We start from the raw sequence: 24762 nt of genomic DNA on the forward strand, positions 1-24762 counted from the left end.
GTTCGGTTACGTGTTTACATTGATATGAAAAAGAAACCGGTCGCACAGTCGGAGCGTCAGCACTATCTGCTGGAAATTCTGCCTGTATTTGGGTTGTTATCGCGTCTATGGATTGCGATAGTAGTCAACTGTTTTACACTTGTTAATAAAATTGAGGTTCGCTATGTCTGACGACATTTCTTTGGGTTCGCCTTCGTCAGCAGGCGAACACGGTGTACTACGCTCCATGCAGGAGGTTGCAATGAGTTCCGAGGAAGCCAGCAAGATGCTGCGTACTTACAATATTGCCTGGTGGGGTAATAACTACTATGACGTCAATGAGCTGGGCCACATCAGCGTGTGCCCGGATCCGGACGTACCAGAAGCGCGCGTTGACCTTGCTGAGTTGGTGAAAGCCCGTGAAGCGCAGGGCCAGCGTCTGCCTGCATTATTCTGCTTCCCGCAGATCCTGCAACACCGACTGCGTTCGATTAACGCCGCGTTTAAACGCGCCCGTGAATCTTACGGTTACAACGGCGACTATTTCCTCGTTTACCCGATCAAGGTCAACCAGCATCGTCGCGTGATTGAATCGCTGATCCACTCCGGCGAACCGCTGGGGCTGGAAGCCGGTTCCAAAGCTGAACTGATGGCCGTTTTGGCCCATGCCGGAATGACCCGTAGCGTGATCGTGTGTAACGGCTATAAAGACCGTGAATACATCCGTCTGGCGTTGATTGGCGAGAAGATGGGCCATAAGGTCTATCTGGTCATCGAGAAGATGTCTGAAATCGCTATCGTGCTGGATGAAGCTGAACGTCTGAATGTGGTTCCGCGTCTGGGCGTGCGTGCGCGTCTGGCATCGCAGGGGTCCGGTAAATGGCAGTCTTCCGGCGGAGAGAAATCAAAATTCGGCCTGGCGGCAAACCAGGTGCTGCAACTGGTGGAAATACTGCGCGAGCGCGGTCGTCTGGACAGCATTCAGTTGCTGCACTTCCACCTCGGTTCGCAGATGGCGAACATTCGTGATATCGCCACCGGCGTACGTGAATCAGCGCGTTTCTACGTTGAGCTGCACAAGCTGGGCGTGAATATCCAGTGCTTCGACGTCGGCGGTGGTCTGGGCGTGGACTACGAAGGTACCCGTTCGCAGTCTGACTGCTCCGTAAACTACGGCCTGAACGAATACGCCAACAACATCATCTGGGCCATTGGCGATGCCTGTGAAGAGCATGGTCTGCCGCATCCGACGGTCATCACCGAGTCTGGTCGTGCGGTTACCGCGCACCATACTGTGCTGGTGTCTAACATTATCGGCGTTGAGCGTAGCGAACACACCGAAGCCACACCGCCGGCTGAAGATGCACCGCGTGCCCTGCAAAGCATGTGGGAAACCTGGCAAGAGATGCACGAGCCGGGAACCCGTCGCTCGCTGCGCGAATGGCTGCACGACAGCCAGATGGATCTGCATGATATTCACGTGGGTTACTCTTCAGGCACCTTCAGCCTGCAGGAGCGTGCGTGGGCAGAGCAGTTGTATCTGAACATGTGCCATGACGTGCAGAAACAGCTCGACCCGAGCAACCGTGCACACCGTCCGATTATCGACGAACTGCAGGAGCGTATGGCGGATAAGATCTACGTCAACTTCTCCCTGTTCCAGTCGATGCCGGATGCATGGGGGATCGATCAGCTGTTCCCGGTACTGCCGCTCGAAGGACTGAATCAGGTGCCAGAGCGTCGTGCGGTGCTATTGGATATTACCTGTGACTCCGACGGTGCTATCGACCATTACGTTGACGGCGATGGGATTGCGACGACCATGCCGATGCCGGAATACGACCCGGAAAATCCGCCGATGCTGGGCTTCTTTATGGTGGGGGCGTATCAGGAGATCCTCGGTAACATGCACAACCTGTTTGGTGATACCGAAGCGGTTGACGTGTTCGTCTTCCCTGACGGCAGCGTGGAAGTTGAGCTGTCCGACGAAGGGGATACCGTGGCGGATATGCTGCAATACGTGCAGCTGGATCCGAACACCCTGCTGACGCAGTTCCGTGACCAGGTGAAAAAAACCGATCTGGATGCTGAGCTGCAACAGCAATTCCTCGAAGAGTTCGAAGCAGGTTTGTACGGATACACTTATCTCGAAGACGAGTAAGGCTGCTCGGGTTCGCTTGAACCTGGGCAAATTAACGGCGATAATTCGCCCATACAAGTAGTCACGTAAATCAATCCCTTCCTCGTCGGGCTTAACGACGCGGAGGGGATTTTTTTTCACCGATTTTAAAAGAGGTCAGTACATGAGCACCTTAGGTCATCAATACGACAACTCCCTGGTTTCTAACGCCTTTGGTTTTTTGCGTCTGCCGATGAACTTCATGCCTTACGACAGCGACGCCGATTGGGTGATCACCGGCGTACCGTTTGATATGGCAACGTCAGGTCGCGCGGGCGGCCGCCATGGCCCGGCGGCGATCCGTCAGGTATCCACCAACCTGGCCTGGGAGCACAACCGCTTCCCGTGGAACTTCGATATGCGCGAGCGCCTGAACGTGGTGGACTGCGGCGATCTGGTTTATGCGTTCGGGGATGCGCGTGAAATGAGTGAAAAACTGCAGGCGCATGCTGAGAAGCTGCTGTCTGCCGGTAAGCGCATGCTCTCCTTTGGCGGCGACCACTTTGTTACGTTGCCGCTGCTGCGTGCGCACGCCAAGCACTTTGGTAAAATGGCGCTGCTGCACTTTGATGCTCACACCGACACCTACGCGAACGGCTGCGAATTCGACCACGGCACCATGTTCTACACTGCGCCGAACGAAGGTCTGATCGATCCAAATCACTCTGTGCAGATCGGTATTCGTACCGAGTTCGACAAAGACAACGGCTTTACCGTGCTGGATGCATGCCAGGTCAACGATCGTGGCGTAGATGACATTATCGCCCAGGTTAAGCAGATTGTCGGTGATATGCCGGTGTATCTGACTTTTGATATCGACTGTCTGGATCCGGCGTTTGCACCAGGAACCGGTACGCCAGTGATCGGCGGCCTGACGTCCGATCGCGCGATAAAACTGGTACGTGGTCTGAAAGATCTGAACATCGTCGGGATGGATGTTGTTGAAGTGGCTCCGGCCTACGATCAGTCAGAGATCACCGCACTGGCGGCGGCAACGTTAGCGTTAGAAATGCTCTATATCCAGGCGGCTAAGAAAGGCGAGTAACGGTTTCGGGCTATTTTACTCGCCATTTTGAACCCGGGCAGTGCTCGCCATCCTCACGTACTACGTGTACGCTCCGGTGGCTGTGCGCTGTCCGGTCTCAAACTGGCTTCGCCAATAACGCCCGATCGCTGGACAAAATTTGTAATTCTGTAGGCCGGATAAGGCGTTCACGCCGCCATCCGGCACGGTTCGAAGATTACTTGATCCCGTCTGCGCTCATGCGATCGCGAATATGTTGCGCACGTTCTGCGGATGCCGGGTGATCGTCAAACATTGAGCTTTGACGTCCTGCTTCCAGTTTTGCCAGTTTCTCAAAACTGGTGGCTAAGCCAGCCGGATTGATCCCACGTTTGCGCAACAGATCATACGAGTAATCATCCGCCTCGGATTCCTGACGCTGGGAGAACTGCGAGTTCACCAGTTTCTCGCCAAGATCGCCCAATTGCGACTGCGACAGGCTGCCGACAATACCGCCAGCGGAAGCCGCAGCTGCGCGCACGGCGTTCGTACCCAGCGCAACCTGCATCCCTTTTTTCACGTGGCCCAGCGCAACGTGACCCATTTCGTGGCCGATCACCGCTTCGACTTCGTTGTCGGTCATCATATCCATCAGGCCGCTGTATACGCGGATACAGCCGTTCGCCATGGCAAAGGCATTCACATCTTTCGCCATATACACTTTGTAGTTCACCGGCTGGCCGTTAATGTTATCGCCAAGCGCGGCGGCGATTTTGCCAAGACGCGTTGCATACTCGCTGCCAGCCGGGGCGATGGTAGCTTTGCTGTCCATATCCTTACAGGCCTGATCGCTCAGCGCTTTTACCTGCGCATCGCTCAGACTGTAGGCCTGGAAAGCCTCTGCGCCTGAGGAAAGCAGTCCGTTTGAGTCCATGTTCTGGCAGCCGGTCAATGCCGCCGCCATGCTCGTAGCAAGCAGTAAAGCGCGAATTTTCATTTTTTCTCTTCCGCACAAGGTCAGGATTATTCTAAAAAATGCGTCGTTTACAGGTGAACCGACGCTCGGCCTAAGTATAAAGAAAAGAACAATAAGCGGGCGAGAAGATTGCGCAACTTGCGCGCATGATCCAGAGATTTCTGAAGCGGCAAAAGGATGCTCCATGTACATGACACGCGGCTTGGGTTACATTGTTGGCACTTTTTTCCGGCGTAGCCCAAAACGCGCTGTCGTCAAGTCGTTTAGGGCGTGGCCTTCATTATCCGATCTGGAGTCAAAATGTCCTCACGTAAAGAGCTTGCCAATGCTATTCGTGCGCTGAGCATGGACGCAGTACAGAAAGCCAAATCCGGTCACCCGGGTGCCCCGATGGGTATGGCTGACATTGCCGAAGTCCTGTGGCGTGATTTCCTGAACCACAACCCGACTAACCCGTCCTGGGCTGACCGTGACCGCTTCGTGCTGTCTAACGGCCACGGTTCAATGCTGATTTACAGCCTGCTGCACCTCACCGGCTATGATCTGCCGATGTCCGAGCTGCAGAACTTCCGTCAGCTGCACTCCAAAACGCCGGGTCACCCGGAAGTGGGTTACACCGCGGGTGTTGAAACCACGACCGGTCCTTTGGGTCAGGGCATTGCGAATGCAGTGGGTATGGCTATCGCTGAAAAAACGCTGGCGGCGCAGTTTAACCGTCCTGGTCACGACATCGTTGACCACTTCACCTATGCTTTCATGGGCGACGGCTGCATGATGGAAGGTATCTCTCACGAGGTATGTTCCCTGGCCGGTACGCTGAAACTGGGTAAACTGGTTGCGTTCTATGATGACAACGGCATCTCTATCGATGGCCACGTTGAAGGCTGGTTCACCGATGACACCGCGAAGCGTTTCGAAGCTTACGGCTGGCACGTGATTCGTGGTGTAGATGGTCACGATGCTGACGCCATTAAACGCGCTGTTGAAGAAGCACGCGCAGTGACCGACAAACCGTCCTTGCTGATGTGCAAAACCATCATCGGTTTCGGTTCTCCGAACAAAGCCGGTACCCACGACTCTCACGGTGCACCGCTGGGCGATGCAGAAATCGCACTGACCCGCGAACAGCTGGGCTGGAAATACGCGCCGTTCGAAATCCCGTCTGAAATCTACGCGCAGTGGGATGCGAAAGAAGCCGGCCAGGCAAAAGAAGCCGCATGGAACGAGAAGTTTGCTGCTTATGCCAAAGCTTTCCCGCAGGAAGCTGCTGAATTCACCCGTCGTATGAAAGGTGAAATGCCGTCTGACTTCGACGCGAAAGCCAACGAATTCATTGCTAAGCTGCAGGCTAATCCGGCGAAAATCGCCAGCCGTAAAGCGTCTCAGAACGCGATTGAAGCCTTCGGTCCTTGGCTTCCTGAATTCCTCGGCGGCTCTGCTGACCTGGCACCGTCTAACCTGACTCTGTGGTCTGGTTCTAAGGCCATCAACGAAGATACTGCCGGTAACTACATCCATTACGGTGTACGTGAATTCGGTATGACCGCTATCGCCAACGGTATTTCCCTGCACGGTGGTTTCCTGCCGTACACCTCCACCTTCCTGATGTTCGTGGAATATGCCCGTAACGCGGTGCGTATGGCTGCGTTGATGAAACAGCGTCAGGTGATGGTCTATACTCACGACTCTATCGGTCTGGGTGAAGATGGCCCGACTCACCAGCCGGTAGAGCAGGTTGCTTCTCTGCGTGTGACCCCGAACATGAGCACATGGCGTCCGTGTGACCAGGTTGAATCCGCAGTAGCATGGAAATACGGTGTTGAGCGTCAGGACGGCCCGACCGCGCTGATCCTCTCCCGTCAGAACCTGGCACAGCAGGAACGTACCGCAGAGCAGCTGGCGAACATCGCTCGCGGTGGCTACGTGCTGAAAGATTGCGCGGGTCAGCCGGAACTGATCTTCATCGCCACCGGTTCTGAAGTTGAACTTGCCGTGGCTGCCTGGGACAAACTGACCGCTGAAGGCGTGAAAGCGCGCGTGGTTTCCATGCCGTCTACCGATGCATTCGACAAGCAGGATGCGGCTTACCGTGAATCCGTACTGCCGAAAGCCGTCTCTGCTCGCGTCGCTATCGAAGCTGGCATTGCTGACTACTGGTTCAAATACGTGGGCCTGAACGGCGCTATCGTCGGTATGACTACCTTTGGTGAGTCTGCACCGGCAGAACTGCTGTTTGAAGAATTCGGCTTCACCGTAGACAACGTGGTCGCGAAAGCAAAAGAACTGCTGTAATTTCGATTACAGGTGAAAACGGGTCGCTCAGGCGGCCCGTTTTTTTGCTTATCAGGGGAGTTACGTGCGTAGCTGACCTGCTTCAAGACGTACTACGCGCGAAAAATGGCGCTGCGTAAATGCTGCGTCATGACTGATCGCCACAACGCTGGCGCCACGCGTACGACACACTGCCAGCCAGTTTTCAAAGACGCCAAGCCAGTGCGCATCAAAGTCCCGGCTGGGCTCATCCAGCAGTAGAATAGCAGGTTCGAGGGCTTCCAGACTGGCGACGGCAATCATACGTCGTTGTGCAGTATGCAGATCGAGCGGGTGCGCGTCGGCGACATCCTCTAACTGACATAATCGCAGCGCCGCCATCGTGCGTTGCGCAATTTCAGTCGCCGGAAGCTTCTGTAGCCGTAATCCGAAGGCCACTTCCTCTGCAACCTTGCTGTGAAAGATTTGATTCTCCGCTTCCTGAAACAGTACGCCGAGCACCCTGGCGCGCTCCCGGTTTTTCAGTTGCGCAATCGCACGATTTTGAACGGTTATTGTGCCGGATGAGGGCGTCAGTAGCCCGGCCATGATGCGCAAAAGCGTGGATTTTCCTGCGCCATTATCGCCCGTTAGCGCCAGCCATTCCCCCTCCTGGAGTTCCAGCGAAATATTGCGTAAACAGTCATCGGCGGCGTTCGGCCAGCGATAGCTGACCTGGTTTAGCGTTAGCATAGTGATGACAATGCTCCGTCGCGTAGCTGCCATGCCTGCTGACAGTAGCTGAGAAAAGGTGAAGGGTTGCGTTCGAAAAGTATCACCAAAGCATGCTGTTCCTGTGCCCACTGCTGCAGTCGAGCCAGCAGCATTGCCGTGGCTTGCGCCGTCAGGCGACTGAACGCTTCATCCAGAAGCAATATTTTCGGCTGCATGGCGAGTGCGCTGGCAATGACTACCCGCTGGGTTTCCCCGCCGGAAAGGGTGCCGGGATGACGATGGCGCAGAGGCTGACATTCCGTCAGCGTAAGGGCGGCATCTATGCGCTGCATAATTTCAGTCTCGGTAAGGCAGAGATTTTCCGGGCCAAACGCCACTTCTTCCTCCACGCTGAAAGTACAACCTGAAAGCTGCAGGTAAGGTGACTGCTGCACAAGCTGGATGGTACTCGACTGCTCGACCAGCGACAGTTTCCCGATGGGATTACCCAGTAGCGTGCCTGTGCCCTCAATTTCTCCCGGAAGGAAGTCGGGGTACCAGCCAGCCATCAGCTGTGCCAGCGTACTTTTCCCGCTGCCGTTCTCACCAAAAATAGCCACCATACCAGGCCTGGCGTAATGGAAATCGTAATAGGCGGATGGCCGCATAGCGTGCGTCGGAATATAGCGAAACTGCTCTAACGTAACCATATCCAGACTCCTGTCTCAACCGCCATTAGAACCACCATACCGTAGCGGGCCAGACGTTGTAAGGTGCTGTCTGGCGGCGCCCACAGCGTGGTGCGAGTGCGATGCAGGCGAAATCCGCGCATATCGAGTGCTGCACCGCGAACGGCCAGGTCATTGAGCGCGTTATGGGTGAGCGGCACAATTAATGCAGGCATAGCGCGTAAACGTTGGTACCAGGATTCATCCAGCGGTACGCCGCGTGCGCGCTGAGCCTCGTGAATAATCGCCAACTGGCGTTTGAGCTGTTCAACCACCAGCAGCGGGCCTGCGAACAGATAGGCAACGCCTGGCGGCAGGCGTGAAGCAAACAGGGCGCGCATAAAACGCGCAACCGGCACGTACTGCATCCACATCTGCGATGTCGACACAATGGCCAGGATCCGCAGCCAGAGCGTAACGGCATCGGCCCAGCGTTCTGGTGCGCGCGGCTGCCCGCTAATCCACTCGGTAAGCCATCCGCCGTGTACCAGCCATAGCCCCAGTCCTAAGGGGATCATCAGCCAGAGTACGTATTTCGCCCGCGACCGCGTAGCCTTCATACATAGCAAACCGACAAACGTCGCGGCGCTGTACAAGCTGAGCGGCACTCCGGCTGGCAGCAGGAGCGTGGAGCAGGCGGCAAGCGCCCACAGAGTTAACGACGTAAACGGATGCATTTAACGCACGGCAGACATCGTAGGGAAATGGCGCGTGGTGCGCAGCGGAAGTTGTCGCAGCAGCACCCAGACGATGATTGCCGTAAGGATTTTATCGACCAGATTCGCTCCGATGACGGTAATGGCGACGGACTCCACCAGGTTCTGACCGACCGAGTGCATCCAGGCGACAAAAAGATCCGCACCGCTGCCGGTGACACCGCCGAACAGAGTCGTGCGAATCGGCACGGCAACGAGGGTCACGGCAAGCGTGATAATTACGCCGCTGACCACGACTTTGGGTAAGGTGCGAAACCATCCTGCCCGTGCCAGCCAACCGGCGACCAGTCCAATAACCATGGCGACGGGCGCAAAGGCGGCGGCGATCGGATCGGTCAGTAACCCCCACAACAGGTTAGTGAGTAATCCGGTTAGCATCCCCACAACCGGGCCTAACAGCACCGCGCTGATCAACGTGCCAATCGAGTCGAGAAAAATAGGTAATTTCAACATGCTGATAAGCTGCCCACCGACCATGTTGATGGCGATAGCAATGACAATAAGAACCAGAGACTGGCTGGAAAATTGGCGACGCGCCATAAAAGACCTCGTATAAGTGAAGCGTTAGCGGGATGAAATAACCAGTTCGTCATAACCGGAAACGGCGCAGGGCTGACGGCTGAATGCCAGAGACGTCAACTCGCCAATCACCAGCTCCAGCGTGGTTCGCACGGTACAGCCCGGCATCATGTGTCCGCCCAGCATCGCGCCGTGTGGGTCAGCAACCGCCAGATGGAGATGCTCGCCGGTAAGTTCCAGCGTGCCGTTCAGAGAGATAATTTCCCACGTACCCGTAAGTAATGTGGTTTCTTCACGTCCGGCGAAGCGCAGAGCAATGTTGGTCAAACTGCCGGTGCAACCCGCTATCCAGGCTGCCTGTAGTTGATGTTGCTGGATAAAAGCGTGTAGCGCTGAAAAGACTTCCTGGCCCGGTAATAAACGCAGCGCATGAAAGCGAGCTTCAGAAGGTTGGGGATAGAATGTTGTCATAGTTGAGGGACTCCGAGACTCGGACGTTGCGCTGATAATATAGACGCGGGTTAGGGAGCTTTCTGATATAAATCAGGATTTGTGACATGGCAACGAAATAATCTTGCTACGGTTATTCGTAATTCTGGAATATGGAATAAAAGTCGCGTTGAAGGACGTTAAAATGTGACGTAAGTCAGATAACTGTGTTCTGTTGCTGGACAATCATTCCTTTTATTCCGCGTTTCGCTTATTCTAGCTGAAGCGTTTCAGTCGATTAAATGTTCGACAATTAACCAATTAGTCGCAGTTTGCGACAGGTAAGGTTTCCCTGAGCGATTTGCTGCATTACTCTGTCTGCCACATCGTTTCTGAGAAATCCTTGCAGGAGACCTATGACCGTACGCGTAGCGATTAATGGTTTCGGTCGCATCGGACGCAACGTGGTTCGTGCTTTATATGAATCCGGGCGTCGGGCGGAAATCACCGTGGTGGCAATCAACGAACTGGCGGATGCTGCAGGCATGGCGCATTTGTTGAAATATGACACCAGCCATGGGCGTTTTGCCTGGGATGTTCGTCAGGAACGAGACCAGCTCATCGTTGGCGATGACGCGATCCGCATTCTGCATGAGCGAACGCTCGATGCGCTTCCGTGGCGCGAACTGGGTGTCGACGTTGTGCTGGATTGTACGGGGGTCTTCGGCAGCCGCGAACACGGCGAGGCGCATATTGCCGCCGGCGCAAAGAAAGTGCTCTTTTCACATCCTGGTAGTCACGACATCGACGCAACCGTTGTGTTTGGCGTTAATCAGGATCAGCTGCGCGCTGAGCACCGGATCGTTTCCAATGCCTCCTGCACCACGAATTGCATAATACCCGTCATCAAATTGCTGGATGATGCTTACGGCATTGAGTCTGGTACCGTCACCACGATCCACTCCGCGATGCACGATCAGCAGGTTATTGATGCTTATCATCCTGACCTGCGTCGCACGCGAGCGGCCAGCCAGTCGATCATTCCGGTTGATACCAAACTGGCGGCGGGCATCACGCGAATTTTCCCGCAGTTTAACGATCGTTTTGAAGCGATAGCGGTGCGTGTACCGACCATAAATGTGACGGCGATCGACTTAAGCGTGACGGTGAAAAAACCAGTAAAAGCCAGTGAAGTCAACCAGTTGCTGCAAAAAGCAGCACAAGGTGCATTTCATGGTATAGTTGACTATACGGAATTACCGTTGGTCTCAGTAGATTTTAACCACGACCCGCACAGCGCCATCGTTGATGGCACGCAAACGCGCGTGAGTGGCGCTCACCTGATCAAAACGCTGGTCTGGTGTGATAATGAATGGGGCTTTGCTAACCGTATGCTCGACACGACGTTAGCGATGGCTGCTATTGGTTTCAGGCTCGACGCTTGAGCGTCGACAAAACTTTATGAATCAACGAGAGGATTCACCATGTCTGTAATTAAGATGACCGATCTGGATCTGGCTGGTAAACGCGTTTTTATCCGTGCGGACCTGAACGTACCAGTTAAAGAAGGGAAAGTAACCAGCGATGCGCGTATCCGTGCTTCCCTGCCGACCATCGAACTGGCCCTGAAACAGGGTGCTAAAGTGATGGTAACTTCCCACCTGGGTCGTCCTACCGAAGGCGAGTACAACGAAGAATTCTCTCTGCTGCCGGTTGTTAACTACCTGAAAGACAAACTGTCTGCTCCGGTTCGCCTGGTAAAAGATTACCTGGACGGCGTTGAAGTCGCTGCCGGTGAACTGGTTGTTCTGGAAAACGTTCGCTTTAACAAAGGCGAGAAGAAAGACGACGAAGCACTGTCCAAAAAATATGCTGCTCTGTGCGACGTATTCGTTATGGACGCTTTCGGTACTGCTCACCGTGCGCAGGCGTCTACTCATGGTATCGGTAAATTCGCCGATGTCGCTTGTGCAGGTCCGCTGCTCGCTGCCGAGCTGGATGCACTGGGTAAAGCACTGAAAGAACCTGCTCGTCCGATGGTTGCTATCGTTGGTGGTTCTAAAGTTTCTACCAAACTGACCGTTCTTGATTCTCTGTCAAAAATCGCTGACCAGCTGATCGTTGGCGGTGGTATCGCGAACACTTTCGTTGCTGCTCAAGGCCACAACGTGGGTAAATCCCTGTACGAAGCTGACCTGGTTGATGAAGCTAAGCGTCTGCTGACCACTTGCGACATCCCGGTCCCGACCGACGTTCGCGTAGCGACTGAATTCTCTGAAACCGCACCGGCTACCCTGAAATCCGTTAGCGATGTAAAAGAAGACGAGCAGATCCTGGATATCGGCGACGCTTCTGCACAGCAGCTGGCTGACATTCTGAAGAATGCGAAAACCATTCTGTGGAACGGCCCGGTTGGCGTGTTCGAATTCCCGAACTTCCGCAAAGGTACTGAAATCGTTGCTAATGCCATCGCAGACAGCGAAGCATTCTCTATCGCAGGCGGCGGTGACACCCTGGCAGCAATCGACCTGTTCGGCATTGCTGACAAAATCTCCTACATCTCTACTGGCGGCGGCGCGTTCCTCGAATTCGTGGAAGGCAAAGTACTGCCAGCAGTAGCCATGCTCGAAGAGCGTGCTAAAAAGTAAGACTTTAATGGGCAGGGAAACCTGCCCTTATTTCAGCGCGCTTTAGAGCACGCTTCAATTCTTTACACAAAATCATTCGAGTTGCATCAAGGCGGCAACAGAGTGAGTTCCCGGGAGCTTACTTACGTAAGTGACTGGGGCGAGCGAGGGCAGCCAACGATGAGGCGGCTTGAAGGATGATGTGTACAACGGCCGAAGATACAGGACTCGTAATATGTCTAAAATTTTTGATTTCGTAAAACCAGGCGTAATCACTGGTGATGACGTACAGAAAGTTTTCCAGGTAGCTAAAGAAAACAACTTTGCTCTGCCAGCTGTTAACTGCGTTGGTACCGACTCCATCAACGCCGTACTGGAAACCGCTGCAAAAGTTAAAGCGCCGGTAATCGTACAGTTCTCCAACGGTGGTGCTTCTTTCATCGCGGGTAAAGGCGTGAAGTCCGACGTTCCTCAGGGTGCTGCAATCCTGGGTGCTATCTCTGGCGCACATCACGTTCACCAGATGGCTGAACACTACGGTGTTCCGGTTATCCTGCACACTGACCACTGCGCTAAGAAACTGCTGCCGTGGATCGACGGTCTGCTGGACGCGGGTGAAAAACACTTCGCAGCAACCGGCAAACCGCTGTTCTCTTCTCACATGATCGACCTGTCTGAAGAGTCTCTGGAAGAGAACATCGAAATCTGCTCCAAATATCTGGCGCGCATGTCCAAAATGGGCATGACTCTGGAAATCGAACTGGGTTGCACCGGTGGCGAAGAAGACGGTGTGGACAACAGCCACATGGACGCTTCTGCACTGTACACCCAGCCGGAAGACGTTGATTACGCATACACCGAGCTGAGCAAAATCAGCCCGCGTTTCACCATCGCAGCTTCCTTCGGTAACGTACACGGCGTTTACAAGCCGGGTAACGTCGTTCTGACCCCGACCATCCTGCGCGACTCTCAGGACTATGTTTCTAAGAAACATAACCTGCCGCACAACAGCCTGAACTTCGTCTTCCACGGCGGTTCCGGTTCTACTGCTCAGGAAATCAAAGACTCCGTAAGCTACGGCGTAGTGAAAATGAACATCGACACCGATACCCAATGGGCTACCTGGGAAGGCGTTCTGAACTACTACAAAGCAAACGAAGCTTACCTGCAGGGCCAGTTGGGTAACCCGAAAGGCGAAGATCAGCCGAACAAGAAATACTACGATCCGCGTGTATGGCTGCGTGCTGGTCAGGCAACCATGATCACCCGTCTGGAACAGGCTTTCAAAGAACTGAACGCGGTTGACGTTCTGTAATTTACGCCGTTCCACGTGACATGAGGCCCGCAAATGCGGGCCTTTTTTATTGCTATGCCAATGTGCTGCTGACAGAGAATTCTGTGATCTGTTTGGCAAAATCCGGCTTTATTGTTTACCCTTGTCAGGTTGCCAGTCCCGTCAGGGCGGCTTTATTTCTCCCGTTTGGGTAAGCAAAAAAGGAATAGTGAATGGAAGATTTGAATGTTGTCGACAGCATAAACGGTGCGGGCACCTGGCTGGTGCGTAACCAGGAACTGCTGTTGAGCTATGCCGTCAACATCGTTGCGGCCATCGCGATTGTCATTATCGGTATGATCGTGGCGCGCATTGTATCAAATACCGTTAACCGCCTGATGCTGGCGCGTAAAATTGATGCCACAGTTGCTGACTTCCTCTCTGCACTGGTGCGTTACGGTATTATCGCGTTCACGCTGATTGCCGCGCTGGGCCGCGTTGGGGTGCAAACTGCCTCCGTGATCGCCGTTCTCGGTGCCGCAGGTTTAGCCGTCGGTCTGGCGTTGCAAGGCTCCCTGTCTAACCTCGCCGCAGGTGTCCTGCTGGTGATGTTCCGTCCGTTCCGCGCAGGTGAGTATGTCGATCTCGGCGGCGTAGCGGGAACCGTACTCAACGTGCAGATTTTCTCCACCACTATGCGTACCGTAGACGGTAAGATTGTTGTGATCCCAAACGGCAAAATTATTGCCGGGAACATCATTAACTTCTCTCGTGAACCGGTTCGTCGTAACGAATTTATTATCGGTGTGGCTTACGACTCTGATATCGATCAGGTGAAAAAAATCCTCACTGATATCATTCAGTCGGAAGATCGCATTCTTAAAGACCGTGAAATGACGGTGCGCCTGAATGAGCTGGGGGCTTCCTCAATTAATTTCGTCGTACGCGTCTGGAGCAACAGCAGCGATCTGCAAAGTGTCTACTGGGATGTGCTGGAACGCATTAAGCGCGAGTTCGATGCTAACGGCATCAGCTTCCCGTATCCGCAGATGGATGTGAACTTCAAGCGTGTGAAAGAGCGCGCGGCAGAGTAATCGCGTGCCCGGTGGCGCTATCGCTTACCGGGCCCACAGGTTTTGTAGGCCGGATAAGGCGTTAGCCGTCATCCGGCATTTTCCTCCTGGTATTAATTCCTCTTATCCCTTATTAAAATTATCCATTTCCGCTAATGTTTTCCCCGCGCTATAGTCTGCTCCTAAGAGAAACAGTTCGGGATGATTAACGTGTTATCGTATTATTTTCAAGGGCTTGTACTTGGTGCGGCTATGATACTTCCGCTCGGTCCGCAAAATGCTTTCGTGATGAACCAGGGCATTCGTCGCCAGTATCACATCATGATTGCTTTACTCTGCGCTATCAGCGATTTAGTGCTAATTTGCGCGGGGATCTTTGGCGGTAGCGCCTTGCTGATGCAGTCACCATGGCTGATGGCGCTTGTCACCTGGGGTGGGGTGGTTTTTTTACTCTGGTACGGTTTCGGGGCGTTAAAAACGGCGATGAGCAGTAACCTGGAACTGGCCAGCGCCGAAGTAATGAAGCAGGGGCGCTGGAAAATCATCGCCACCATGCTGGCGGTGACATGGCTCAATCCCCATGTTTACCTGGATACCTTTGTGGTGCTGGGGAGTCTGGGGGGGCAACTGGACGTTGAGCCTAAGCGCTGGTTTGCGCTGGGAACCGTCAGCGCTTCGTTCCTGTGGTTCTTCGGTCTGGCATTGCTGGCGGCCTGGCTGGCTCCGCGTCTGCGCACGGCTAAAGCACAGCGCATCATCAATACCCTGGTAGGATTAGTGATGTGGTTTATCGCTTTTCAACTGGCAAAAGAAGGTGTTGCGCACGTTCATGCGTTGTTCAACTAAGTGTTGTCTGATGGACAACGCAGCGAGATCGGCTAAGCTTGCCTGCATGTGCCCTGAGTTTCGGGGTAATTAATGAAACATGGAGGAACGACCGTGAAGTTCAAAATAATGGCCCTGGCGGCATTAGTCGGATTCAGCGCACTATCGGTACAGGCAAATGAGTTGCCAAATGGACCGCACATCGTGACTTCCGGAACAGCAAGCGTGGATGCGACCCCAGACATCGCCACGCTGGCAATTGAAGTGAACGTTGCTGCCAAGGATGCAGCTTCAGCGAAGAAGCAGGCCGATGAGCGCGTGGCGCAATATCTGTCCTTCCTTGAACAGAATCAGATAGCGAAGAAAGACATTAGCGCTGCCAACCTGCGTACCCAGCCGGACTACGACTACCAGAATGGTAAAAGTATCCTCAAAGGGTATCGTGCGGTGCGCACCGTTGAAGTCACGCTGCGTCAGCTGGACAAACTTAACGCTCTGCTCGATGGCGCGCTGAAGGCTGGTCTGAATGAGATCCGTTCGGTATCGCTTGGCGTTGCCCAACCGGATGCTTACAAAGATAAAGCGCGTAAAGCGGCAATTGATGATGCCATTCATCAGGCGGAACAGCTGGCCGCGGGCTTCAATAGCAAACTTGGCCCGGTGTACAGCGTGCGCTACCACGTTTCCAATTATCAGCCTAGCCCGATGGTACGGATGATGAAGGCAGACGCGGCACCTGCTGCCTCTGCTCAGGAAACCTACGAACAGCCGGTTATTCAGTTTGACGATCAGGTTGATGTCGTCTTCCAGATTGAGCCGACGGCGGGGCAACCAGCCGCAACGCCTGCCAAAACTCAGTAATCGTTGCAGACCCGGCTTTCCAGCCGGGTTTTTTCTGTGAGCAACTGTAAAAATGAGACTTCACATCCGGTCTTTTTTTTCGCCGTAATGAGGATAGGCCATAGCGATTTTTAAGGGGACGCTATGGATATTTTTATCTCGAAAAAGATGCGTAATTTCATTCTGCTGGCGCAAACCAATAACATCGCCAGAGCGGCAGAAAAAATACATATGACCGCATCACCTTTCGGTAAAAGCATTGCCGCACTGGAAGATCAAATCGGCTATACGCTGTTTACCCGCAAAGATAACAACATCAGCCTGAATAAAGCAGGACAAGAGCTGTATCAGAAGCTGTTTCCCGTTTATCAGCGCCTTTCTGCCATTGATAACGAAATCCATAACGCCTCTCGCCGCTCGCGGGAAATCGTTATCGGCATCGACAATACCTACCCAACGATTATTTTTGACCAGTTGATTAGCCTTGGTGACAAGTATGACGGTGTAACGGCTCAGGCCGTTGAATTCAGCGAGAATGGGGTGATTGATAACCTGTTCGATCGCAAACTGGATTTTATTATCTCGCCGCAGCACGTTTCCCCCCGCGTGCAGGAGCTGGAAAATCTGGCGATCAGCGAACTACCTCCGCTGCGTCTGGGGTTTCTCGTTTCCCGGCGCTATGAAGAAAAACAGCCGCAGGATCTGCTGCGCGAGCTGCCCTGGCTGCAAATGCGCTTCCAGAATCGCGCCAACTTTGAGGCGATGCTGGATGCATACATGCGGCCCTGCGGGATCAACCCGACGATAATCTATCGTCCGTACAGCTTTATGGCCAAGATTAGCGCGGTGGAGCGCGGGCAGTTTTTGACGGTGATCCCTCACTTCGCCTGGCGGCTGGTGAACCCGTCGACGCTGAAATATTTCGACGCGCCCGGCAGTCCCATGTATATGCAGGAGTTTCTCTATTCGCTGAAAAATCATCGCTATACCGCCACCATGCTCCAGCATATTGCTGAAGATCGTGACGGTAGTGCAAGTTAACCTAGCATCGAGCCTGTTTCGAGAAGGTTGCGATGCAGATCGAACGCATGGCTGAGATCGTGATGGATATGCCCGCCGGGCGCTTTTTCCAGATAGCGGTGCAAATAATCTCTGTAAAGCGGATGCGCACAGTTATTGATAATCGTGTGCGCCCGCTGCATCGGAGATAGCCCACGCAGATCGGCAATCCCTTGTTCGGTCACGATCACTTTAACGCTATGTTCGCTGTGGTCGACATGGCTGCACATCGGCACGATGGTAGATATTTTCCCGCCTTTGGCAATCGACGGCGCCATAAAGATAGACAGGTAGGCGTTGCGCTCGAAGTCCCCGCTGCCGCCGATGCCGTTCATCAGGTTCACCCCCGCAACGTGCGTGGAATTGGCATGACCGTAGATATCAAACTCCAGACCGACGTTGAGCGCAATAACCCCCAGCCGACGGATGATTTCCGGGTTATTGGAGATCTCCTGCGGGCGCAATACAATCCGGCTGGCGAAGAAGTCCATGTTGTCGTAAATCTTCTGTAGCGACGGGGCTGAAATGGTCAGGCTGGAGGCGCTGGCACCGGTTATCTTGCCCGTTTCCAGCAGATGCACCACCGACTCCTGCAACACCTCCGAATACATCATAAAGGGCGGGATATCCGGGTTCTCGCCCAGTCGCGCCATTACCGCGTTGTTGATATTGCCCACCCCGCTTTGTAAGGGCAGAAACTCAGATGGAATGCGTTTGTGCGCCATTTCTGCCAGCAGGAAAGAGACTACGTTATCGGCAATTTGTTGGCTGACCGGATTGGTTTTATCCGATGCATTTCCGGCATCGGGCAGTTCGGTATCCACCACCGCAACCACCTTTTTGGGGTCTATCTGTACGCACTGACTGCCTACGCGATCCATGGTATGAAAAATGGGTACGCTGTTACGCCGCGGCGGCGCACCGGGTATCACGATATCGGCAAACTCCGCCACACGCGGATTATGGTAATGATTCAATTCAATGATCACTTTTTTCGCCCGCAGCAGCCAGGTGGGGGCATTACCGATACCGCTGGACAGCCAAATCCGGCCATCCGGCGCGATGGCTGAGGCTTCAATGACGGCAACGTCGATCTCGCCAAAAAAGCCGTAATTAACCATTTGCGCCACTTCGCTCAAATGGAGATCGACAAACCTCACCTGGCCCTGATTAATTTTGTCGCGCAGGCCCGATGACGTTTGATAAGGCGCACGCCAGGAAACGGCATCCGCTGCGGATAGTACATCATCAGCGGCGGCGCCAATTGATGCTCCGGTCAGCAGGCGGATCTGAAAAGGCTGTCCGTTCTGATGCTGTTCGCAGGCGCGTTGGGCAATTGCGGTGGGTAACGCTTTTGGTGAACCCGCGGGGGTAAAGCCGCTAAACGCCACCATATCATCGTGCTGGATAATTTCTGCCGCCTGTTCGGCGCTCATCCGTTTCATGGCCGTCTCCTTCCTCAGACGTGATTAATGGCCGACAAAATTAGGTTTACGTTTTTCCATAAACGCGTTCATCCCTTCCTGATAATCCTCGCTGTCGTACACCGCGCGGCGCATGCCCTGAATGCGCTCGAACTCATCGGAATTCATGGTGTGCGCTTCACCCAGCACGCGCAGCTCTTCTTTAATGACGGCGATCGCCAGCGGCGCTTTCTCCGAGATGTGGTGTGCCATTTGCAGAGTGAAATCCTCTAGTTCGTCGACAGGGACCACATGGTTGAGGATCCCGACGGCCATCGCACGTTGAGCGGTAATCGGCGAGGCGGTAAAGATCAGCTCTTTCACGATGTGAAAACCGGCATCGCGGGTCAGGTTGTGGATGCCGACCAGGTTATACGGCACGCCGAGGTTGACCGGGGTCATCGAGAAGGTAGAAGTTTCAGCGGCGATGATGAGATCGGAACTCATGATCATCTCAAATGCGCCGCCCCAGACGCTGCCTTCAACCATAGAGATCACCGGTTTTGGATATTTTTGGATCATGCGGGTTATCTGACGCAGCGGATCGTCATAGGAGAGCGGATCGCGACGTCCGGTCGGGAGTTCATGAATATCATGCCCGGCAGAGAACACTTTGGCTCCACTCGGAGCACGCAGAATGATGCAGCGAATGTCCGCACGATTGAGATCGCTCAGCGCCTGCATCAGATCGTCAATAAACACTTTACTCAGGGCATTGAGCTTGCGGGCGTAGTTGAACTCAATAACCGCGACTTTCTGGATGATGACCACGTTGACATATTGATAAGACATAATGTTCTCTTTATTGAAAGTAATGATGCTGGATAAATTCGCTGATGTGCCGCAGACCGGTGCGCGGCGACAGATCGTTATTTTTGACGGCCTGTAGCGTCTGCTGGAAATAGCGGTCGAAATCAGTCCGCGCAAACAGCAGATGCAGGGCTTCTTCTTCAGCCTGCTGGTGTAACCAGTCCACCGCCTGCTGCTGGCGGACTTTTTCCAGTCGACCGCTGGCGGTAAGGCACGTTTTAAAGTCGGTTATCGCCTGCCAGACCTCCTCAATACCGCGTTTTTCCAGGGCGCTACAGGTCAGAACCTGCGGCTGCCACTCGTCATATTTGCGGCGCAGAATATGTAGGGCGGATTCGTACATATGGCGGGCGATGGCCACGTTGGCATGGTTCTCGCCGTCGTCCTTGTTGATGACGACCAGATCCGCCATTTCCATCAGACCTTTCTTGATGCCTTGCAAATCGTCGCCACCGCCAGCGATTTGCAGTGAGATAAAGCAATCCACCATGCCTGCGACTTCGGTTTCTGACTGCCCAACGCCGACGGTTTCTACAATCACCACGTCAAAGCCTGCCGCTTCGCAAAGCAGCATTAATTCGCGGGCGCGCTGGCTGGCTCCGCCTAAATGACCGCTGGAAGGGACCGGGCGAATAAACGCAGACTCGGCGCGAGACAGCTCCGTCATGCGGGTTTTATCGCCAAGAATGCTGCCGCCGCTGACCGGACTGCTGGGATCGACGGCGATCACCGCCACCCGTAATCCGTGACGGATTAACAGCATGCCGAAGGCTTCCAGAAAGGTGCTTTTCCCTGCGCCCGGCGTACCGGTTATCCCCAAACGCAGGGCGTTACCGGTGAACGGCATAATCGCGTCCAGCAATTGCGTACTGAGCGGCTGGTGGCGCGGGTGGTTGCTTTCTACCAGCGTCATTGCCTGGGCGAGCGTAGCTCGTTCGCCAAGTCGCAAGCGACGAACGGTATCCTCAAGCGTGGCGGCGTTAATCATGATGCTGGCTGATACGGGTTAATACGTCGCGAACGCTGTCGAGCATTGGCGTGCCGGGGCCATAAATGGCGGCCACGCCATGCTCGTGCAGGAAGGCGTAATCCTGTGGCGGAATAACGCCTCCTGCTACCACGCAGATATCTTCACGCCCCCATTTTTTGAGCGCGGTAACCAGTTCCGGGATCAGCGTTTTATGACCTGCCGCCAGTGACGATGCGCCTATTACATGTACATCGTTTTCTACCGCCAGACGGGCAATTTCCTCCGGAGTGGAGAACATCGGACTGAGGTCGACATCGAAGCCGAGATCGGAGTAGGCGCTGGCGATCACTTTAGCGCCGCGATCGTGGCCATCCTGACCCATCTTGGCGATCAGAATGCGCGGTCGGCGGCCATTTTCCGCGAGGAACTGTTCGGTTTGCGCAACGATGGCGTCGAACTCATCGGCGGATTTGTCGGACTGGTGATAGCTTTGCGCAATCACGCCGGTGACGCACTGGCTGGGAACCAGATAGCGGTCAAAAGCGCTTTCCAGCGCGTCGGAGATCTCACCAAGCGTGGCGCGAACGCGGGCGGCGTTAACGGCGGCGGCCAACAGGTTTTCATTATGCTGTGCGGCGTGGGTCAGCACGGATAACGCGGCGTTAACGGCATCATTGTCGCGAGTTGCACGGATATGCTGCAGCGAGGCAATCTGCTCGTTGCGCACCTTCACATTGTCGATCTCCAGCACCGACGTCTCGTCTTCTTTATCCAGCTTGTATTTGTTCACGCCGACGATAACGCGTTTACCCTGGTCGATCAGCGACTGCTCGCGCGCGGAAGCTTCTTCGATCATCCGTTTAGGGAGCCCGGCTTCGATCGCTTTCGCCATGCCGCCTGCCTCATCAATTTGTTTGATGATCGTGCGCGCCTGCTTCACGATTTGATCGGTGAGCGACTCGACGTAATACGATCCGGCCAGCGGATCGACGGTGCGGCAGATCTCTGACTCTTCCTGAATGATGATCTGTGTATTACGCGCGATGCGGGCGGAGAAATCGGTGGGCAGACCGAGCGCCTCATCAAAGGCGTTGGTATGCAGGGACTGAGTGCCGCCAAGCGTAGCGCCGAGCGCTTCAATGGTCGTGCGGATCACGTTGTTGTAAGGATCTTGCTCGGTCAGACTCCAGCCGGAGGTCTGGCAGTGGGTACGCAGAGCGAGAGATTTCGGGTTAGTCGCACCAAAACCGCTGACTGCTTCACTCCACAAATAGCGAGCCGCGCGCAGCATGGCGACGTTCATAAACAGATCCATGCCGATGCCGAAGAAGAATGACAGGCGCGGCGCGAAGTCATCAATTTTCAGCCCGGCAGACAGCGCGGCTTTGATGTACTCAATGCCGTCAGCCAGCGTAAACGCCACCTGCTGGACGCAGTTCGCCCCGGCTTCCCCCATGTGATAACCGCTGATACTGATGGTGTTATAGCGCGGCATATTGGCGGAACACCAGGCGATGATGTCGGCGATGATGCGCATTGAAGGTTTTGGCGGGTAAATGTAGGTGTTGCGGCACAGGTACTCTTTCAGAATATCGTTCTGAATGGTCCCGGTGAGTTGCTCCGGCGTTACGCCTTGTTCTTCTGCAGCGACGATATAAAACGCCAGTACTGGCAGCACCGCGCCGTTCATGGTCATTGATACCGACATCTTATCCAGCGGGATCTGGTCGAACAGTACCTTCATATCTTCGACAGTATCGATCGCCACGCCCGCTTTGCCGACGTCACCTGCCACGCGCGGGTTGTCAGAGTCATAGCCGCGATGGGTGGCAAGGTCAAAGGCGACGGAAAGTCCTTTTTGCCCGGCGGCGAGGTTGCGGCGGTAAAAGGCGTTGGACTCTTTGGCGGTAGAGAAACCAGCGTACTGGCGAATGGTCCACGGCTGCGCGGTATACATGGTGGCGCGTGGGCCACGCACGTAAGGCGGCAGACCAGGGAGGGTGCCCGTGACTTCCAGATTATCGAGGTCCGCTTCGGTGTACAGCGGTTTGATGGCAATCCCTTCCGCCGTCTGTCTTTCCAGCGACTCAACGGTTTTTTCCCGTCGACTGAGTTCTTTGTTGGCGAGTGTTTGCCACTCCTGCACGTTTGCCATTTTTTGCTCCGTATTACGCAATAAGTTGAATCTTTGCGAATACGGTGTGCTTTTTCATTTGGCTTGTCGCCAGCAAAAAATAGCCAACAGGACGTCGTTTTTTGCCGCGTGGCGTGTTTTATTTTGTGATGTATTTCAAAGACGTGGCGGGAATAGCATGAAAAGAGGGTAAAGGCTTGTAGGCCGGATAAGGCGTTACGCCGCCATCCGGCACTCTGGAGCAATACACGGTTTAATCCTGACGCAACACCTTGTGCCCGTATTCCAGCAGCGCGTCGGTAACGTTGCGCATCATGCGGCTTTCCGGGGCAAAACGGTGCCAGTACAACATCCGGCGCTGGAACAGGCCCGGCGTTAAGTCGATCAGCTCGCCGCTTTCCAGCTCTTTCTCAATCTGTAAGTGCGGGATCATGCAGCAGGTGGTTCCCTGGCGCGCCAGTTGGACGAAGGCTTCAGACGAGTTAACGATATGGCACGGCACGCTGCCCGGCGGCAGGTCGAAGTTTTGTTGCAGGAACGCCTGGTGCATATCATCAAGATGGTCAAACGCTACCGCCGGGGCTTTCAGCAGGGCGGAGCGGGTGACGCCGTTAGGGAAATAACGTTCGGCGAAAGGTTTGGAGCCAACAAACAGGTAGTCCAGCGCGCCGAGTTTATCCACCAGACAGCTTGGCAGCGCCTGATGTTGGATACTCACCGCACCGACCACTTCACCACGACGCAGACGTTCCTGGGTGCGGGTTTCATCTTCAACCTGCAGATTCAGGCGAATCGGCGAATTAGCCAGTACCGGGGCCAGCGCCGGAAGTAACCAGGTTGCCAGGCTGTCGGCGTTCACCGCCAGAGAAAGCAGCAGCGGCGTCGAGCCGGTTTGTTCATCGCCCAGCCACTCGTCTTCCAGCAGTTCAACCTGGCGCAGAAGTGCCAGAAGCTTTTGTCCTTGTTCGGTAGGGCGCGGGGGGACGGTACGCACCAGCAGCGGTTGTCCGAACATATTCTCAAGCTGTTTTATGCGCTGTGAAACCGCGGATTGCGTGATGCACAGCTTTTGCGCCGCGCGCTCAAATCCTCGTTCACGAATAACCGCATCCAGTGCTTGTAGTGTTCTGTAGTCCGGACGTTTCATTGCTTTGACGCACTCCTGAAAATTTTGCTTGTTCTGCACTATGACACAAATTTAGGTTGGGTAAAGACGAAATCCGCCGCTTGCGAGCGGGTGTGGGAACATTTTTCTGCACAATGTTCTATAATGCGCGTGAATTTTCCCACCATATTCACACCACAGGCGAAACGATCATGACGCAGGATGAACTGAAAAAAGCAGTAGGATGGGCGGCACTTCAGTATGTACAGCCCGGCACCATTGTGGGCGTAGGTACAGGTTCAACAGCCGCACACTTTATTGATGCGCTGGGCACAATGAAAGGTCAGATTGAAGGTGCGGTATCCAGTTCGGACGCTTCAACCGAAAAACTCAAAAGCCTCGGTATCCACGTGTTCGATCTTAACGAAGTTGATAGTCTCGGCGTATACGTTGACGGCGCGGATGAAATCAACGGCCACATGCAGATGATCAAGGGCGGCGGTGCAGCGTTGACCCGTGAAAAAATCATTGCTTCGGTGGCGAAGAAATTTATCTGCATCGCGGATGCGTCCAAAGAAGTCGATATTCTTGGTAACTTCCCGCTGCCGGTGGAAGTGATCCCAATGGCGCGCAGCGCAGTCGCGCGTCAACTGGTGAAGTTGGGCGGCCGTCCTGAATACCGTCAGGGCGTGGTGACGGACAACGGCAACGTGATCCTTGATGTGCACGGTCTGGAGATCCTTGACGCCGTGGCGCTGGAAAACGCCATCAATGCGATTCCGGGCGTAGTAACCGTAGGTCTGTTCGCCAACCGTGGTGCGGATGTGGCGCTGATTGGCACACCGGACGGCGTGAAAACTATCGTAAAATGATCTGATGGGAGCGTCTTCTCCCGTTAAAAAAATTTTGGCAGGGCAAATTTGGTGACTTGTGTCACGTTTATAATATTGTCCTGCCGATCCCTCCAAAGAAAAAGTTATCGCCAGTATATTCCTCTGACAATTCCCGCTGAATGACATTTCCTCAGCACGGCGACGCAAACGTTCATATTGCCGCAATATTATTTTTTGATATGTTGAAGAGGAGGATG

Annotated in this window: 23 protein-coding genes; 12 read left to right on the forward strand and 11 right to left on the reverse strand. The window is 54.3% G+C overall.

Going from position 1 to position 24762, the window contains the following annotated elements:
- Positions 1-24 precede the first annotated feature (24 nt).
- From yqgB to speB, 3 genes are all read left to right on the forward strand, one after another.
- The gene (yqgB, locus tag HV041_RS00660) at positions 25-171 is read left to right on the forward strand and encodes an acid stress response protein YqgB (RefSeq protein ID WP_005123310.1); all 147 of its coding nucleotides are present in this window, start codon (positions 25-27) and stop codon (positions 169-171) included.
- Positions 164-2140 (forward strand): biosynthetic arginine decarboxylase, encoded by a 1977-nt coding sequence (speA, locus tag HV041_RS00665; RefSeq protein WP_071887384.1) that lies wholly within the window; start codon positions 164-166, stop codon positions 2138-2140. Before yqgB ends, speA begins: the two co-directional genes overlap by 8 nt.
- A gap of 142 nt (positions 2141-2282) precedes the next feature.
- On the forward strand, positions 2283-3203 hold the full coding sequence (gene speB, locus HV041_RS00670; RefSeq protein WP_121585033.1) for an agmatinase: 921 nt from the start codon (positions 2283-2285) through the stop codon (positions 3201-3203).
- Positions 3204-3399: 196 nt separating this feature from the next.
- Here speB and HV041_RS00675 read toward each other — a convergent pair whose 3' ends face one another.
- Positions 3400-4158 carry a M48 family metallopeptidase gene (locus tag HV041_RS00675; RefSeq protein ID WP_003027053.1) on the reverse strand — a complete coding sequence of 253 codons (759 nt, stop codon included), beginning with the start codon at positions 4156-4158 and terminating at the stop codon, positions 3400-3402.
- A gap of 279 nt (positions 4159-4437) precedes the next feature.
- Between HV041_RS00675 and tkt the strand changes: the two genes are divergently transcribed.
- Positions 4438-6429, forward strand: coding sequence for a transketolase (tkt, locus tag HV041_RS00680; RefSeq protein WP_048213189.1), 1992 nt, complete (start codon positions 4438-4440; stop codon positions 6427-6429).
- Between the two features lie 60 nt (positions 6430-6489).
- Here the strand turns inward: tkt and HV041_RS00685 are convergent, their stop codons facing one another.
- Genes HV041_RS00685 through HV041_RS00705 form a run of 5 tightly spaced genes read right to left on the reverse strand, consistent with a single transcriptional unit; the run spans position 6490 to position 9535 of the window.
- On the reverse strand, positions 6490-7140 hold the full coding sequence (locus HV041_RS00685; protein ID WP_048213188.1) for an ATP-binding cassette domain-containing protein: 651 nt from the start codon (positions 7138-7140) through the stop codon (positions 6490-6492).
- Positions 7134-7811 carry an ABC transporter ATP-binding protein gene (locus tag HV041_RS00690; RefSeq protein WP_048213187.1) on the reverse strand — a complete coding sequence of 226 codons (678 nt, stop codon included), beginning with the start codon at positions 7809-7811 and terminating at the stop codon, positions 7134-7136. Before HV041_RS00690 ends, HV041_RS00685 begins: the two co-directional genes overlap by 7 nt.
- A complete protein-coding gene (locus HV041_RS00695; protein WP_121585032.1) occupies positions 7799-8506 on the reverse strand; it encodes an energy-coupling factor transporter transmembrane component T in 708 nt (235 codons plus the stop codon). Before HV041_RS00695 ends, HV041_RS00690 begins: the two co-directional genes overlap by 13 nt.
- Positions 8507-9085, reverse strand: a complete 579-nt coding sequence (locus HV041_RS00700) for an ECF transporter S component (protein WP_003027040.1) — start codon at positions 9083-9085, stop codon at positions 8507-8509.
- 24 nt (positions 9086-9109) lie between these two features.
- Positions 9110-9535, reverse strand: coding sequence for a PPC domain-containing DNA-binding protein (locus HV041_RS00705; RefSeq protein WP_101742760.1), 426 nt, complete (start codon positions 9533-9535; stop codon positions 9110-9112).
- A gap of 374 nt (positions 9536-9909) precedes the next feature.
- Between HV041_RS00705 and epd the strand changes: the two genes are divergently transcribed.
- The 7 genes from epd to HV041_RS00740 all read left to right on the forward strand — a co-directional run bounded on the left by epd (position 9910) and on the right by HV041_RS00740 (position 17172).
- On the forward strand, positions 9910-10938 hold the full coding sequence (gene epd, locus HV041_RS00710) for an erythrose-4-phosphate dehydrogenase (protein WP_003027035.1): 1029 nt from the start codon (positions 9910-9912) through the stop codon (positions 10936-10938).
- A 39-nt stretch (positions 10939-10977) separates the two neighbouring features.
- A complete protein-coding gene (gene pgk, locus HV041_RS00715) occupies positions 10978-12141 on the forward strand; it encodes a phosphoglycerate kinase (protein WP_003027032.1) in 1164 nt (387 codons plus the stop codon).
- Positions 12142-12355: 214 nt separating this feature from the next.
- Entirely contained in the window at positions 12356-13435 is a 1080-nt protein-coding gene (gene fbaA / locus HV041_RS00720) for a class II fructose-bisphosphate aldolase (protein ID WP_003027029.1), read from the forward strand.
- Positions 13436-13626: 191 nt separating this feature from the next.
- On the forward strand, positions 13627-14487 hold the full coding sequence (locus tag HV041_RS00725) for a small-conductance mechanosensitive channel MscS (RefSeq protein ID WP_003027007.1): 861 nt from the start codon (positions 13627-13629) through the stop codon (positions 14485-14487).
- A gap of 189 nt (positions 14488-14676) precedes the next feature.
- Positions 14677-15312 (forward strand): arginine exporter ArgO, encoded by a 636-nt coding sequence (gene argO, locus HV041_RS00730; RefSeq protein ID WP_121585504.1) that lies wholly within the window; start codon positions 14677-14679, stop codon positions 15310-15312.
- A gap of 93 nt (positions 15313-15405) precedes the next feature.
- Positions 15406-16152, forward strand: a complete 747-nt coding sequence (locus HV041_RS00735) for an oxidative stress defense protein (protein ID WP_003027002.1) — start codon at positions 15406-15408, stop codon at positions 16150-16152.
- Between the two features lie 123 nt (positions 16153-16275).
- On the forward strand, positions 16276-17172 hold the full coding sequence (locus HV041_RS00740; protein ID WP_003026999.1) for a LysR family transcriptional regulator: 897 nt from the start codon (positions 16276-16278) through the stop codon (positions 17170-17172).
- Here HV041_RS00740 and HV041_RS00745 read toward each other — a convergent pair.
- From HV041_RS00745 to argP, 5 genes are all read right to left on the reverse strand, one after another.
- Positions 17169-18635 carry an acetyl-CoA hydrolase/transferase family protein gene (locus HV041_RS00745; RefSeq protein WP_165712744.1) on the reverse strand — a complete coding sequence of 489 codons (1467 nt, stop codon included), beginning with the start codon at positions 18633-18635 and terminating at the stop codon, positions 17169-17171. The genes HV041_RS00740 and HV041_RS00745 overlap by 4 nt on opposite strands.
- A 24-nt stretch (positions 18636-18659) precedes the next feature.
- The gene (gene scpB / locus HV041_RS00750) at positions 18660-19445 is read right to left on the reverse strand and encodes a methylmalonyl-CoA decarboxylase (protein ID WP_003026994.1); all 786 of its coding nucleotides are present in this window, start codon (positions 19443-19445) and stop codon (positions 18660-18662) included.
- A gap of 10 nt (positions 19446-19455) precedes the next feature.
- Positions 19456-20451 (reverse strand): methylmalonyl Co-A mutase-associated GTPase MeaB, encoded by a 996-nt coding sequence (gene meaB / locus HV041_RS00755; protein ID WP_048213180.1) that lies wholly within the window; start codon positions 20449-20451, stop codon positions 19456-19458.
- Positions 20444-22588, reverse strand: coding sequence for a methylmalonyl-CoA mutase (gene scpA, locus HV041_RS00760; protein ID WP_048213179.1), 2145 nt, complete (start codon positions 22586-22588; stop codon positions 20444-20446). The genes meaB and scpA overlap by 8 nt, the downstream gene beginning before the upstream one ends.
- Before the next feature lie 232 nt (positions 22589-22820).
- Positions 22821-23714, reverse strand: a complete 894-nt coding sequence (gene argP / locus HV041_RS00765) for a DNA-binding transcriptional regulator ArgP (RefSeq protein ID WP_003026988.1) — start codon at positions 23712-23714, stop codon at positions 22821-22823.
- Between the two features lie 170 nt (positions 23715-23884).
- Here argP and rpiA point away from each other — a divergent pair, with 170 nt between their 5' ends.
- Entirely contained in the window at positions 23885-24544 is a 660-nt protein-coding gene (rpiA, locus tag HV041_RS00770) for a ribose-5-phosphate isomerase RpiA (protein ID WP_086523812.1), read from the forward strand.
- Positions 24545-24762 lie beyond the last annotated feature (218 nt).

This window comes from Citrobacter sp. RHBSTW-00029 (genome assembly GCF_014104295.1).
Lineage (GTDB): Bacteria > Pseudomonadota > Gammaproteobacteria > Enterobacterales > Enterobacteriaceae > Citrobacter > Citrobacter youngae.